6 protein-coding genes are annotated in these 15,238 nt (G+C 54.8%); 2 read left to right on the forward strand and 4 right to left on the reverse strand.

Translation table 11 applies throughout. The features are described from left to right. Positions 1-39 precede the first annotated feature (39 nt). Together KQJ18_RS07325 and smpB are read right to left on the reverse strand one after the other, a co-directional pair. Positions 40-11,271 (reverse strand): BapA/Bap/LapF family large adhesin, encoded by an 11,232-nt coding sequence (locus KQJ18_RS07325; RefSeq protein WP_216421749.1) that lies wholly within the window; start codon positions 11,269-11,271, stop codon positions 40-42. Positions 11,272-11,838: 567 nt separating this feature from the next. After that, complete coding sequence (smpB, locus tag KQJ18_RS07330) at positions 11,839-12,321, reverse strand: SsrA-binding protein SmpB (RefSeq protein WP_043017973.1); 483 nt, start codon at positions 12,319-12,321, stop codon at positions 11,839-11,841. Positions 12,322-12,475: 154 nt separating this feature from the next. Between smpB and ratA the strand changes: the two genes are divergently transcribed. Next, positions 12,476-12,919 (forward strand): type II toxin-antitoxin system toxin RatA, encoded by a 444-nt coding sequence (ratA, locus tag KQJ18_RS07335; protein WP_038642770.1) that lies wholly within the window; start codon positions 12,476-12,478, stop codon positions 12,917-12,919. Next, positions 12,903-13,199 carry an RnfH family protein gene (locus tag KQJ18_RS07340; RefSeq protein ID WP_038642768.1) on the forward strand — a complete coding sequence of 99 codons (297 nt, stop codon included), beginning with the start codon at positions 12,903-12,905 and terminating at the stop codon, positions 13,197-13,199. The genes ratA and KQJ18_RS07340 overlap by 17 nt, the downstream gene beginning before the upstream one ends. Before the next feature lie 50 nt (positions 13,200-13,249). Here KQJ18_RS07340 and bamE read toward each other — a convergent pair whose 3' ends face one another. Next, positions 13,250-13,594 carry an outer membrane protein assembly factor BamE gene (bamE, locus tag KQJ18_RS07345; RefSeq protein WP_003826401.1) on the reverse strand — a complete coding sequence of 115 codons (345 nt, stop codon included), beginning with the start codon at positions 13,592-13,594 and terminating at the stop codon, positions 13,250-13,252. 149 nt (positions 13,595-13,743) lie between these two features. Continuing rightward, positions 13,744-15,238: DNA repair protein RecN (gene recN / locus KQJ18_RS07350; protein WP_216421751.1), on the reverse strand; the 1,495-nt coding region annotated here is incomplete at its 5' end.

The raw sequence follows: 15,238 nt of genomic DNA on the forward strand, positions 1-15,238 counted from the left end.
GCAGTTGCTCCGGGCGTCATGGCGCCGGAGCTTTATGGATTAACCACCCGTGATGAGATGGTTGTTCTGTAGCAGTTCATTCAGCGTGGTGTTGACGTTCTCCAGGGTGATGAGGTTGGTGGATTGATAAGTTCCACCCGTGCCGTCGCGGTCGATGGCGATCACGGTGTTGGATCCGTTGGTGGTGACCTGTACGTAGTTCCCAAGCGTAGAAGCCTGATGGTTCCATCCGCTCAGCAGTTCGTGGATATCGATCTTGTCGCCCTGGGCCATCGAGAAGTTGGTCCAACTGTCGCTGTTGTTCCCTCCGGTTGCGTTGTTGGCATTAAGCAGGTGATAAATCAGCGTATCGCCGTATGCGCTGCCGGTCAGACGATCGGCATCCACGGTGCTCACGACCTGCGGATTCATGTCGATGGTCAGCGTGGCGGTATCGGTATGGCCTTGCTGGTCGTTGAGGGTGTAGTTGAACGTCTCTTTGGTCGTGATGGAGGCCAGTGACACATCGCTGTTGAGGGCATAGGTGTAATGGCCGTCTATGCCGATGGTCAGTTTGCCGTACAGACCGTTAATGATGGCGCTGGTCGTGTTGCCAAGCGGATCCAATGTGGCAGTGCTACCGCCAGTGCCGTTCACCGTCAGCAGGGTATGCACGCTGGCAATATGGTCTCCGTCATAGATATTACCCGTGACGCTGTTTGCGGCGGAGGTCTCGAAGTTTTGCAGATCGATTATCGTGCCTTTTACGCTTGGGGTGATGGTGATATTCCCCAAGCCCAGGGCTCCGACGCTGCCGGTGTAGTCGAGGCGGTAGTTACCGCTATGCAGTACGATCCCGCTCAGGGCAATATCAATATTGCCGCCAACCAGCAATCCGCCGTTGAACGAGCCGTTAGTCACCTTGACGTTATTACTGTCGTACAGTGTCCAGGTGACGGTTAGTCCGCCCAGCGTCAGACCTGAAGCGACGTTAAAATGCAGGATGGCGTTTTGCACCGCCGTTCCCGCTGCAACCTCAATAGTTCCTGTGCCATTTTGTGACGTTGCTGACAAGAGTTGGGCGTTCCAACTGGCGTTACCGACGCTATTATCGGTGAACGACCGGGATGTATCCGCCTGCGTGGTGACCGGCATCAGGGGGCTGATGTCGTTGACGGCATCCAGTGCCTGCGGGGTTGCCGTAATGTTCAGCGACGCGCTGCCGGTGTCGCCGTTTGGCGCCCGGACCTTATACACAAAGCTGTCAGGGGTGTTGATGCCGTCCGCGCCCAGCCCGCTTTTTAACGTGTAGGTGTAGTTCCCCTTCGCATCAATAGTCAGCGTGCCGTACTGCCCGTTTATGGTTGTGATGCCCGTCCCGTTAACGGCGACGCCGTTCACCTCGGTAATAACGGTATTGGCCGGAGCCGAGTCATTGACCAACAGATTTCCGTTGGTCGACGCGCTCAGGCTGTCTACGGCGTAGGTATGATCCGCCTTAATGTCCAGTGTATAAGTGGTTGCCAGAGCCAGACCGCCGGAAGCGTTAAGCAGGAACAGATAGTCTCCGCCAGGCAGCGTGATGGTGTATTCCGTAGAGCCGCCGGCTAACACCGCGGTGACCCAATTGGGCTTCACACGGAACTGTTCATATTGCTGAATAGACTCATTGAAGCGATAAATGTAGAGATCAAAGCCGCCCACCGTCACGCCGAGAACATTCGCCTGCACGGTCAGCGTGCGGGTTGCGCCATCATCCACGTTGAATTTGATAGGGTTGGTCAGGCCGTTAACCAGACTGACGTCCAGCACATTACCCAGTCCAACGTTAACGAGCGTGAAGCCGGTTTGTTTTGACGTTCCATTATCGATCGCAATGACCTGTGTCCCGTAAGTCAGCGCGGCAATATCATCTGCTGCTGTGACTGTACTGGTCGCTGGGGGCTGGCCCAGCGTTACCACCAGTTTTGCCGATGAGCTATCTGCGCCATGCGTCAGCGTATAGGTGAAACTTTCGGAGCGTCCATACACTGAAATTGACGTATTGGTCAGGGTGTAGGTATAGCTACCGTTCTGATTAATATGCAGGATGCCGTATTTCCCCTGCACATCAATACCGCCCGCCGGGACGCTCACGATGTTGCCGTTACCGTCGGTTACGGAGGTGACCAGCGTGCCAGACGGCGCGTTATCCTGCCCGTTGGTGGGATCGATATCCGTGATGATGTTGCCAGATTCCGTCGTACCGCCGATGATGGTCCCGGCGCTGCTTTTCACCACCGCGACATCAAGGCTGGTGTAAGAGCCCGTTGCCAGCAGGTTGGTGTTATAGCTTACGACACGGTAATCACCCCCCGTCAGTCCGCTGTAATTAAGCGTTACGCCAGAAGCGCCTAAGGTGAGAAGGCTGGCAAAGTTGGGTAGGCCGGTATCCACTACCGTCACCCAGGCATTCAGCGAGCTGTCAAATCGCTGGATCACGATCTCCAGCGTGTTTAGCAGTGACAGGACCACGCCGGTCGCGGCTGCATTGATCGTAATGGATCCGCTGCCGCCAGAGACGATATTAAAATTGACGGTTGCCGTATCGTCCCCCAGCACGTTCGCCACATTACCCAGCGCGTTGACCAACAGGAAACCATAATCGCTTTTATGCTCGGTGCTGACGATCACATCGGTCTGTAGCGGCAGACGGGTAATGTTGTCTTCGGCCAGCAACGGCAATACCGGGGCGATAACGCTTGTAGGCGATGATGTATTACCCGCTGCATCGGTCGCCGTGGCGGACAGCGATTGACCTTCAATCTGGCGAACCGGCAAGTTGACGCTATAGACACCGCTGCTGTTGGCGATGGCCGTCACGCTGGTGCCGCCGGGTAGAGAGATAGTGACTGTGCTTCCCGCTTCGGCGACGCCGCTCACGGTTCCGCCATCGGCGCTGATCAGTATTGTAGGCGCCGATGGCGGGGTGGTATCCACAATCACGCTGAACGAACCGGACAATCCGCTGGTGCCGTTGGCATTTGTTGCCGTGGCGGTAAACGCGTGGTTACCTTCGCTGAGCGCGCCGGTTGGGGTAAAGCTCCAGAGCCCATTGCCATCTGCGGTCGTGGCACCCATGAACACCCCGTTGTTATACAGTCGGACCACGGCGCTAGCCTGCGCCGTTCCGCTGAGCGTTGGCAGGGTGTCATTGGTGGTTTTGCCCGCCGTGACCAGACCAGTGACCGAGCCGACGTCATCGAACACGCTGGCAATAACGGGCGCAGGCGGTACACCGGTAAAGGGTGCCAGAACATTGCCTGCTGTACCGATGTTGCCCGCGGCATCCTGTGCGCTAACCAACAGCGTTTGCCCACTGATTTGCGGTGGGTTCAGCGTGAAGGTGAAGTTACCGGAGGCGTTCGCGGTTGCCGTACCGAGCACCGTTCCGCCGTTAGAGGTAATGATGACCGTGCTGTTGGGCTCGGCAACGCCTGTGAGCGTCGTGCCGTTGGCGTTTACTGAAAGTCCGCCAGGAATGCCTGGCGCGACGGTATCGACCACTATCGCTGCGGGAGCCGATGTGCCGCTGGTGTTACCTGCACTGTCCGTTGCGGTGATGGTAAAGGAGTGGGGACCTTGTGCCAGCTCGGTGGGCGGGGTGTAACTCCAGTTGCCGCTGCCGTCCGCCGTCACGCTGACGACGAAGATGCCGTTATCATAAATATCGATCCGCGCATTGGCTTCGGTGGTGCCGGTTAACGTTGGGCGTGCGTCATTGGTTGGCTGATTATTGCCAATCGCGCCGGTGTTTGGTCCGACATCATCAATAATGCTGCTGATTGCAGGCAGCGTCGGGGCGGTAGTATCCACCACGACGCTAAAACCGGCCGTCGCGCCGCTGGTGTTGCCCGCCGCGTCGGTGGCGGTGATGGTGAAGGTGTGCGATCCACTCGCCAGCGGCGTGGTTGGGGTAAACGACCAACTGTTATTGCTCTGCACCAGTGCCGTTCCCAGCAGGGTGCTCCCGTCATAGATACTGACGGTGCTGCCTGCTTCAGCGGTGCCGTTCAGCGTTGGGCGCGCATCGTTAGTGAGTTGCCCGTTGCTGAGCGCCGCATTGAACACGCCGCCTGCGACGTCATCGACCACCGAGACCAGTATCGGGGTAGTTGGCGCAAGCGTGTCGACATTAATAGTAAATCCACTCGACGCCGGGCTGACGTTGCCGGCGGCGTCGGTGGCAATGGCGGTAAACACATGCTGATCGTTGCCCAGCGTGGCGGGCAGATATTCCCAGGTGCCGTCTATCGCCGCAGTCACCGTCGCCAGCAGCGTGCCATTATCGTAGATGGCCACTCGGGCGCCCGCTTCCGCCGAGCCGTTGAGTAACGGACGGGTGTCGTTAGTAAAGGCTCCGTTCGACAGCGTTCCGGTACCCGGCAGCACGTCATCAAAAGCCTGAATAATGGTTGGCGCCAGGGGAGCGACGGTATCAACAACGATGTTAAATCCAGCGGACGCTGGGCTGACGTTTCCGGCAGCGTCCGTCGCGGTTGCTGTCAGCGCGTGGTTGCCATTGCCCAGAGCTGGCGGCGTGAAGCTCCAGGCGCCCGTCCCATCCGCTGTGGTTGAACCGATAAACGTTCCGTTATCGTAAATTTTGACCGTCGAATTGGCTTCAGCTGTGCCGTTGAGTGTGGGTTGTGTATCGTTTGTGGCCTGGCCGTTATTCAGATTACCGGTTGCCGGACCGACATCATCCGCAACCTGAGTAATGACCGGCGTCCCCGGCAACACCGTGTCGACGATAAGTGCGAAGCCATTGGATGGAAGGCTGGTATTACCCGCGCTGTCTGTAGCGGTGACGGTCAGCGTATGTGGCCCGTTACTGAGTGCATCCGTTGGGGTTAAGCTCCAGGTACCGTTTGCGCCAACGGTCGTAGTGCCGATGGGCTGACCGTCGCTCAGGACAGTAATCGTCGCGCCAATTTCACCGGTGCCACTCAGGGCCGGACGGGATTCGTTCGTGGTCTGGCCGTTGGTTATTGGGCCCGTTGTCGGGGCGGTGTTGTCCTGCACCGTGCTGATGACCGGTATTGACGGGGCAATAGAGTCCAGTTCAATCGTAAACGATGATGATACTCCGCCCGTATTTCCTGCCCCATCGGTGGCAACGGCGGTGAATATATGCTGACCCTGGCCCAGGGGCGTTTCTGGCGTAAAGCTCCAGTTGCCCGACGCATCCACCTGAGTTGTCCCTAAGTCGCTACCATTATCACGGATCGTGATGATGGTGCCGATCTCACCTTTACCGTTCAGCGTTGGCAGCGCATCGTTGGTCAACTGTCCGTTAGTTAGCGCCGTATTACCGGGTTGATCGTCAATCACCGAGGTGATGACTGGCGCAGCAGGGGGAAGCGTGTCGACGACGACCACAAACGGTGGCGTGGCCGGGCTGATGTTGCCCGCGCCATCCGTGACGGAGGCGGTCAGTGAGTGGCTGCCTTCACCGAGAGCAGGCGCAGGCGTAAAGCTCCAGTTGCCGTTTTCATCGCTGGTGGTTGTGCCAATCACTACGCCATTATCGCGGATGGTCACAACCGAATCCGCTTCAGTGGTGCCCGCGAGCGTTGGGGTATTATCGTTGGTCAACTGTCCGGAGGTCAGAGTCTGAGTTGTACCAACGTTGTCTGTGACCGTCACAATGGAGGGGGCATCCGGCGCCAGGGTATCGACAATGATTCGGAAATCACTGGACGGATCTCCCTGGTTGCCTGCGGCATCTGTTGCGCGAGCGGTGAAGAGATGGTCGCCTTCTCCCAGAGGATCGGTCGGGGTAAAGCTCCAGAAACCGTTGCTGTTTACCGTGGTTGTGGCATAAGCAACGCCTTTATCGTAAAGCGTGATGGTTGCGCCTGCTTCGCCGGTTCCGTTGAATGTCGGGCGTGAGTCGTTGGTGATTTGCCCTTTATCCAACGATCCGGTGCCAGGGGCAACATCGTCAATGATGCTGGTGATAGTTGTCACCTGCGGAGCGGTGGTGTCGATGGTGATGGCGTAGTTGGGCGATAAACCGCTGGTGGTGCCGCCTACAGTTTGTGACACGGTGAAGTTATAGGTTGTGCCGTTAGTCAGCGCAGTGGGTAACTGATAACTCCAGGCACCGGAAACAGCATCGGCGGTCACTGTAATGGCAGGTGACACACCATCTATATAAATATTAACAGTCGCTCCAGCGGTGGCTGTTCCTTGCAGCAGCGGTAAGGTGTCGTTAGTGGTTTTACCGTTGCCTATCACCCCCATGATGGGCGCGATGTCATCGACAATCTCAAGAGTCGGGGGATGTGGCACGTTGGAGATGGCGGCGTTAAACGGCGCAGGATCGCTCTGATTGCCTGCAGGATCCTGGGCAATAGCGGTGAGCGCCTGACCCGTTGTTTGTGCCGGTGAGATCTTGACAGTAAAGTTCCCTGAACCGTCAGCCACTCCCTGACCAAGAACGGTGTTGCCGCTACGGATAATTACCGTGCTGCCAATTTCTGCCGTGCCGCTTACTTTCGTCCCATCAGGATCTACGCTGGTAACAACTGGAATGTCAGGAGGCAGCGTATCGACAATCAACGTTAGCGGATTATCTGCCGCCAGTACGTTACCGGCCCCATCCCGGGCACCGAAGGTCAATGTGTGAGTAACGTTGGGCGTAAGGGGAACTTCGACACTCCAACTGCCGTTCGCGGCAACGATAGTCGTGGCAATCGGTGTCGTTGTGCCGTCATAAATTAACACCGTACTGCCCGGTGTGCCGGTCCCACTAATGGTTGGCATTGTATCGTCCGTCACGCTGCCGCTGATTAGCGAACCGGTAAAGACGCCGACGTTATCCTGAATATCCGTGACCAGCGGTAGGGTCAGCTTCGTGTTGTTAACCGTAAACGAAATGCTGTTTGAGCTGTCGCTGATGTTACCGGCCGGATCGGTTGCGGTGGCGATCAGCGTGTAGCTCCCGTTGGTCAGTGCCGTCCCGGGCGTAATACTCCAGGTTCCGCCTGCCACCGTTGCTGTGCCGAGCACCGTACCGCCGTTATACAGAGTAATAATATCCCCGTCGGTGCCAGTACCTCGAATGGTTGGCGTGGTGTCATCGGTCACGCCGTTAGCCGCAACATCGCCCTGGACGTCACCGACATTATCGTTAGCGGCGATAATCACCGGCGGCGCTGAAGGTGTCGTATCAATCCCCAGGGCAACAGCATCCGAACGTGGACTGACGTTACCAGCAGGATCGGTTGCAGTGAGGGTGACCTGATAATTATCCGGATTAATGGGGCTGGTGGGCGTAAAGCTCCAGGAGCCATCTGCACCAACGGTCGCAGTACCCAGCGGTGAAGTGTTGCCATCAAGGTAGATAGAAATAAGATCGCCAGGGTTGCCCGTGCCGCTAAAGGTTGGCGTGGTATCGTTAGTGATGCCGTTAGTGATGATGCCGGTTATCGGGTTGACGTCATCCGTTATGGTTGGCGGCTCTGGTTTTGCTGGCGGCAGGTTATCTACCGTCAGCGTAAAGCCTGCTGACGGGATCCCCGTGTTGCCAGCCACATCGGTCGCCGTCGCCGTAAATTTATGCGGACCGTCCGGCAGTGGACCTGTCGGCGTATATGTCCAGCTTCCATTTGGCTGAACGGTGGTGGTACCAAGAAAAGCGTTGTTATCGTAAAGGGTAATCGTCGCGCCAGGCTCGCCGGTTCCGGACAGTTCGGGGGTCGTGCTCTTGGTACTGCCACCGTTGCTCAACGTTTGAAGGCTTGTGCCAATCAGACCTTCTGCTGAGCTGATAACCGGGGCTGGCGGTGGGGTGGTATCAATGGTCAGCGTGAAATTACCTGGGTTACTGGCGTTGCCTGCAACGTCTGTCGCAATTGCTGACAAACTATGTGGACCTTCACTGAGCGGCTGGCTGAGTTGAATACTCCAGGTGCCATCAGGTAATACCGTTGTGCTACCAATCGACGTGGCGCCATCATAGAGGGTGATGGTAGAACCGGCTGTCCCGGTCCCTTTCAGCAGCGGCAAAGTATCGTTTGAGCGGCTACCGGTGGACAGATCAATCGGCGCATTCCCGACGTCGTCGGTGGCAGTCAAAATGACAGGATTGCCTGGCGGTTGGGTATCTACGGTAACGCTGACCACGGTGGAGGAGGTGACGACGTTACCAGCGGCATCTGTAGCAGAGACTGTAAACTGGTGGATGCGGTCGCTGAGCGCCTGATTTGCTGGAACGGTATAACTCCAGGTTCCCGTGCTATCGACAAGCATGACTGTCATCAGCAAACTGCCATCGTACAGGCTCACCAAAGAACCGGGTTCACCGGTGCCTGATATGGTTGGCGTATTATCGTTGGTGACCCAACCGTTGTTCGCGACGCTACCTGTGATGCTGCCGACATCATCGTTAATCAGCGTAATCACGGGGACGGTCGGAGCGAGACTATCGACAATTATTTTCCAGCTTGCAGCGCTACTGGTATTGCTGGCGGCATCGGTTGCCGTCACCGTAAATATGTGCGCGCCCTGGGTCAACGCTGTTGTGGGCGTGTAGTTCCAGTTACCGTTGAGATCAGCGGTGACGGTCGTTAACAGTTCGCCGTTATCGTAAATTTTAACCTGAGCTCCGGCCTCGGCAGTGCCTTCGAGTTTAGGTTTATCGTCGTTAGTTAAGCCGTTGTTACTGATGGGGCCGATGACATCCGCGACATCATCCGTCACGGCAATGATAATCGGCTGGTTTGGTGCGGTGATATCCGGTGCCAGCGCCGAGGTTGGCAGACTTTCGTTATTATTGTTGTCAGTTGCGGTGACTTTTACCGTTTCGCCGTTCATTTGCGACGGTGTAATCGACACGGTGAAGTTGCCACCGTTGTCAGCCTGACCAACACCAATCTGATTGCCGTTGCTGTCTTTGACAGTGACGGTGCTTCCCGCTTCGGCATGTCCGCTTACAGAACCGCCGTCCCCGGCGACGATGACGCCGGTTGGCGCATCAGGTGCTGTGGTATCTGGTGCGGTAATCGGAGTGTTACCGCTGGTATTGCCTGCTGCATCCGTTGCATTCGCGTTAAGGCGTTCACCGTTAGTCTGCGGCGGAACCAGCGTGGCGGTGAAATCTCCGCTCGGGCCAGCAGTTGCTGTTCCAATGATCGCGCCATCTGGATCCAGAATATGTACTGTACTGTTGGGTTCTGCGGTGCCGGTAACCTGATCGCCCGTAGGATTAATTATCAGGTTAGCGGGCGGCTGCGGGGCCGTGATATCTGGCGCGAGCGTGGTTTCTGGCTGGCTTGGGTTGCCTGCCGGATCGGTCGCGATGGCGGTAATCGTTTCGCCATTGGTCTGTGGCGGGGTAATGGGGATGGTAAATGATCCATCTTCTCCGGCGACGCCGCTGCCGATCGGAGTGCTATTACTGTCGGTGATAACGACAGTATTGCCCGGCTCGGCCGTCCCGGTGACAACACTGCCGTCTGCGGAGACGCTGAGATCGTCTGGTGGCGACGGCGGCTGTATGTCGATACTAATATTAAATGTTGGCGACATACCGCCTGTCCCTAGCTGGTTTGTTGCCGTGGCGCTGAAAGCGTGCGGCCCTTCCGGCAACGGCGTGGCGGATGTCCAGCTCCAGTTGCCATTGGCGTCGGCAACCACGCTTTCGATAATCGCACCATTGTTATAAATGTTAACGGTGCTGTTAGCGTCCGCAGTGCCAGAGAGCGTTGGCGTTTGATCGTTGGTAGCCTGATTGTTGCTCAATAACCCGGTTGACGGTGCGGCATCATCCATAACGCTGACGATAACGGGTACGCCCGGATAGCCGGAATTTGTGGCATAAAATGGGGTATCTGGCCCGATGTTGCCCGCCTTATCCTGAATCTTCGCGAGCAACGCTTCGCCGTGTGTCTGTGAGGGGGAAATCGCGATGACGAAATTGCCGGTTTGATCGACCGTTATTGCCCCTAAAACCTGGCTATTACTACCAATGATAGTGACCAGACTTCCTGCTTCCGCTCTACCCGTTACCGTGGTGCCTTCGAGGTTTACTGCGGAAATCACCGCGCCTGCAGGCGCGGTCGTATCAACGGTAAATGTCGGCAGGCTCGTTTCCGCGCTCACGTTACCTGCGGCGTCAGTTTGCGTCAGCGTCAGATTGTGAACGCCGTCGCTGAGGGGCGTATCAGGCGTAAAGGTCCAGTTACCATTGTCATCTACTGGCTCCATACCAATCAGGATGCCATTGTCATAGATGCTGATGGTACTCCCTGCTTCGCCAGTACCAGTGAGAGTTGGCGTGGCATCGTCGGTTTCGCCGTCATTGGCGATAAGACCGGTAATGGAACCGACATTGTCGATTTCCTGTGTAACCACGGGGGCATCAGGGGCAAGCGTATCGACAATAATCACCCAACTGTCTGACATCCCACTACTACCCGCATTATTTGACGCGCTGACGGTAAACTGGTGAGTGCCGTCTGCAAGAGGGGATGAGGGGGTAAACGACCAGTGGCCGTTGGCATCGATAGTAACCTGGCCTATTTCGACGCCGTTATCAAAAATATGTAATGTGGCATTTGCCGGGCCGGTACCCTGGAGTTCAGGCGTATTATCGTTGGTGGACTCCTGTTGATTGACAAGGCCGGTAATAAGCTCCTGGTCGTCAATTACGCTGGTGATGACGGGCATGTCTGGCATATTGGGGGTTGTTGTTGGCGGCGCGCCGTTATCGCCATCGCCACTACCGCTGCCGCCGTTACCATTGCCGTTTCCGGCATTACCGTTGCCGCCGCTACCATTACCGTTTCCGGCATTATTATCGCTCCCGCCGCCGCCGCCGCCGCCACCACCGCCACCTCCTGCAGCGAGGCCAATTCCGCCAGCGACCGCAACCCCGCCAAGGACCCAGGGCCAGATTGCGCCTCCGTCATGACTGCCTTCGGCCGTCATCAGCGGCGTGAGATCGTCCAGGTGCTGAAAATGGAAAGCACCATCCGTATCCTGAACCCACCATAGCGCGCCATTGCTGTCTTCCAGAACGAGCTGGTTTTGCGCATCACCTTTTCCGACGTAAAAATTTTTAATGGTGATGGTTTCACCTGAACGGAGTGTGACAACCAGATCCTGATTAACACGAGTCAACTGGCTGACCTCCTCACGTGAAACGGACAGTTTCACAATAGAAGGTGAGTTGAGTGTAATTTCAGAGGCTTCAACGTTGGTAGAAACACCAGTCAACTTCGATACAACGGCGAGTAGACGCATATGTTCACTCCTGATGGCAGGTCGGGAGTATTAATCCGCAACGGCGTGCCGGGAAAATGAGCAGACAGGTGCCTCGTTCATCATAATGATGAACTTACACATGTAATTTCATGGATAAGATTTACTGGTATCAGTTTCTGAAAAAATTAAGTCGTAGTCTGAGCACCAAAATAGTTCTTTCGTATTAGATGATATAGTCAGAAAGAAAACTTTCTGCAATGTCCAGATATTAAAAACATATGGTGATATTTTTCAGCGAAATGAGTTAAACGTTTCGATAAATAGGTTTTATTTATAAGTTGCTGTAATCGTTGTTTTTGTTATTTATTGTTAATAATAAACAACAGTAATAATAATGCTATTTTGAAAGATGAAAAATAGCGCGCGGGAGTACTTGAAGTTTTATTTTATTGGACTACTGCTTGCCTGCAGGCTGGGGTTCGTATTTTTAACTGAACGATTCAGCAATGGAATCTATAATTACTATGAATGTATTGTGCGACTTTCAATAACTAAAAAATAAAGGCCAGTCATCATGGTGATAGACTGGCCACAGAGAAAAGAAGGTTATCGCCCGGCATTTTTCATAATACGTGCTTTATCCACCTGCCATTCGCGTTCTTTCACGTCGGAGCGCTTGTCGTGTTGTTTCTTACCTTTGGCGACGCCAATTTTTACTTTACACCAGGCGTTCTTCCAGTACAGCGACAGTGCTACTACGGTATAACCATCCCGATTCATACGACCATACAAAGAGTCGAGTTCGCGCTGGTTTAACAGTAGCTTACGGGTACGGGTGGGATCGCATACCACGTGTGTTGAGGCAACGGCCATCGGTGTGAAGTTGGCGCCAAACAGGAACGCTTCGCCGTCTTTGAGTATAACGTAGCTATCGCCGATGTTAGCTTTACCTGCGCGCAAGGATTTGACTTCCCAGCCCTGCAGAGCGAGTCCTGCTTCGAACTCTTCTTCGATAAAGTATTCGTGTCGTGCGCGTTTGTTAAGCGCGATTGTGGCTGAGCCAGGTTTGTGTGCTTTTTTCTTCGTCATAATGCCGCTCAGTATAGGTAATCTGGAATCGAAAAACACCCCATTTCATCCAGCGGGGCGCAAGGCGCTATCTTAGCACGAGTTGGGCTATAGCGTTTTTTTTAGCGAGTGATAAATGGTATTATTTGTGTGATTGATATTGATGGAAATTGTTATGCCTCAGATTAGCCGGACCGCTTTAGTACCTTACAGTGCGGAGCAGATGTATCAGTTAGTGAATGATGTTAAATCCTATCCCCAGTTTTTACCGGGGTGCACCGGTAGCCGCGTACTGGAGTCGACTCCGGGACAAATGACTGCCGCAGTGGATGTCTCCAAAGCAGGGATTAGCAAAACGTTCACCACGCGTAACCAACTGACCAGTAACCAGAGCATCCTGATGCATCTGGTCGATGGACCGTTTAAGAAACTGATTGGCGGCTGGAAGTTTACGCCGTTAAGCCAGGACGCGTGTCGCATTGAGTTTCATCTCGATTTCGAGTTCACGAATAAACTCATCGAGCTGGCGTTTGGCCGCATCTTTAAAGAGCTGGCTTCGAATATGGTGCAGGCTTTCACGGTTCGCGCGAAAGAGGTTTACAGTGTCAGCGTCGGCTAAAATTGTCGTTGAAGTGGCATATGCGCTGCCCGAAAAACAGTATTTACAGCGCGTAACGCTGCAGCAGGGCGCAACTGTGGAAGAGGCTATCCGCGCTTCCGGGCTGCTGGAATTGCGTAATGATATCGATCTCAGCAAAAATAAAGTGGGCATCTACAGCCGTCCGGTAAAGCTTGCGGATGTTCTGCATGACGGCGATCGGGTGGAAATTTATCGGCCGCTGATTGCCGATCCCAAAGAGCTGCGCAGGCAGCGAGCAGAGAAATCCGCTAAAAAATAACAGACAATAAAAAAGGTACTCATTGAGCACCTTTTTTTGATCTCTCAAACCTACTTGTTGTCGGTTAGGGCAGGTTTGTTATCAATGTTGGTCAATACGCCGCTGCTGTTAAAGGTCAGCGTCAGCGTTTGCTGAGTTACGCCTTCATGTCCAGGTTGCTGACGGAACACATAGAACCAGGTGTTTGTGCCAAAAGGATCGGACATCATCGGGGTACCCAGAGCATAAGCAACCTGCTGTTGCGTCATGCCTGTACGCACTTTGGCGACATCGGTCGGTGTCAGATAATTTCCCTGGTTGATGTCAGGACGGTAAACCACTCGCTCCAGAGTGGAACAGCCTGCAGTCAACATCAGTAGTACTGCTGCAGCAGCAGTCAGCGTTTTACAGCGCATAGTGATTTGATTCCTTTTCGGGCCCGAGCAGTACGCGGCTCATATGTAATATGCCGATGATAATAGACCTTTCACCACTTTAAAACCTTTTGCTGTCGGGTCGGTCGGCGATTTTATGTTGAACTCAGACCTTCACAAGGGAAAAAAGTTTATGCCGCCAGCAGTTCTTTTGCGTTTGCGAGGGTGTTGCGCGTGACTTCGCTTCCGCCAAGTAAGCGGGCTAACTCCTGCAGACGCGCACGTTTATCAAGCGGCTGCATGTGTGTTTCCGTCATTGCGCCGTCAGTTTCCTTGCTGACATAGAAATGTTGATGACCACAACCAGCAACCTGCGGCAGGTGAGTTACGCACATAACCTGGGTTGATTCCCCCAACTGACGCAGCATTTTGCCCACGACCGCAGCCGTCGGACCGCTGATGCCGACATCAACCTCATCGAAAATCAGCGCCGGGGTTTCCATTTTACGTGCGGTAATAACCTGAATAGCCAGAGCGATGCGCGACAGCTCGCCGCCAGAAGCAACTTTCGCGATCGGCTGTAACGGCTGACCCGGGTTAGTGGTAACTTTAAACTCCACACGATCGGCGCCGTCCGCGCTCAGATGGTGCTCATCAAATTTTACATCAATGCAAAAGAGACCATGCGGCATCGAAAGGGTATGCATACTCTCGGTAATGAGTTGTCCCAGTTCCTGCGCATAATGCTGGCGCTGTTGGTGCAACCTTTTTGCTGTTTCCAGCGCCTGCTGGTGGTGATTGTTCACCGCCAGGGTTAAGGTTTCGAGCGAGTCGGCCTGATCGTCAAGTTGCTGTTGCTCATCTAACAAAGACTGATAGAACTGCGGCAACGCTTCCGGGGAGACGTGATGCTTACGTGCCAACGAGATTTGCTTTGAAATACGCTGCTCAAGTTCGAACAAACGGTTAGGGTCTAAATCCAGACGATCGCAATAGTGGCGCAGTTCATCGCTGGCTTCGCTGAGCTGAATGGTTGCCTCTTCCAGCATATCCAGGATACCGGAAAGTTTGCCGTCCATGCCTGCGAGTTCAGTGACCAGGTGCTTTGCGTTGTACAATTGGCTCTGCAGATTGATGTCTTCGCCATCCGCGAGGATAGCCAGCGCCTGCTGGCTGGTGGTGAGCAATTGCCCGCTGTTAGCCAGACGCTTGTACTCTTCATCAATTTGCTCAAACTCGCCCGGCTGCGGGTTGAATTCGTTCAATTCTTTTAGCTGATATTGCAACAGTTCCGCCCGTGCTGCGCGTTCCTGACTTTGTTGCTGATGATGCGCCAGATCGCGGCAGCTTTGGTGCCATAGCTGATAGCGCGCGGTCATTTCCTGGGTCAGGGATGCTTCATTGGCGTAACCATCGAGCAGGAATTTTTGGTGTTCGGATTTCGTCAGAAGCTGGTGCGCGTGCTGGCCGTGGATTTGAATCAGCAGCTGGCCCAGCTCACGAAGCTGTGACAGCGGAACGGCGGTACCGTTAATAAAGCCACGGGAGCGGCCGTCGCTGCTGATCACGCGACGCAGCAAGCACTCACGGCCATCTTCAAGCTGGTTCTCTTCCAGCCAGCGCAAAGCTGCCGGGGTGTCTTTTAAGGCGAAACGGGCGCAGAGGTCGGCTCGCGCAGCGCCTGCG

Origin of the sequence: Citrobacter sp. S55_ASV_140, from assembly GCF_018919505.1 — a bacterium.
Lineage (GTDB): Bacteria > Pseudomonadota > Gammaproteobacteria > Enterobacterales > Enterobacteriaceae > Citrobacter > Citrobacter werkmanii.

What these genes read in the sequence shown, in the direction of transcription:
- KQJ18_RS07325 (WP_216421749.1), bottom strand. Translation starts at nt 11,271, where the DNA reads ATGCGTCTACTCGCCGTTGTATCGAAGTTGACTGGTGTTTCTACCAAC.
- smpB (WP_043017973.1), bottom strand. Translation starts at nt 12,321, where the DNA reads ATGACGAAGAAAAAAGCACACAAACCTGGCTCAGCCACAATCGCGCTT.
- ratA (WP_038642770.1), top strand. Translation starts at nt 12,476, where the DNA reads ATGCCTCAGATTAGCCGGACCGCTTTAGTACCTTACAGTGCGGAGCAG.
- bamE (WP_003826401.1), bottom strand. Translation starts at nt 13,594, where the DNA reads ATGCGCTGTAAAACGCTGACTGCTGCTGCAGCAGTACTACTGATGTTG.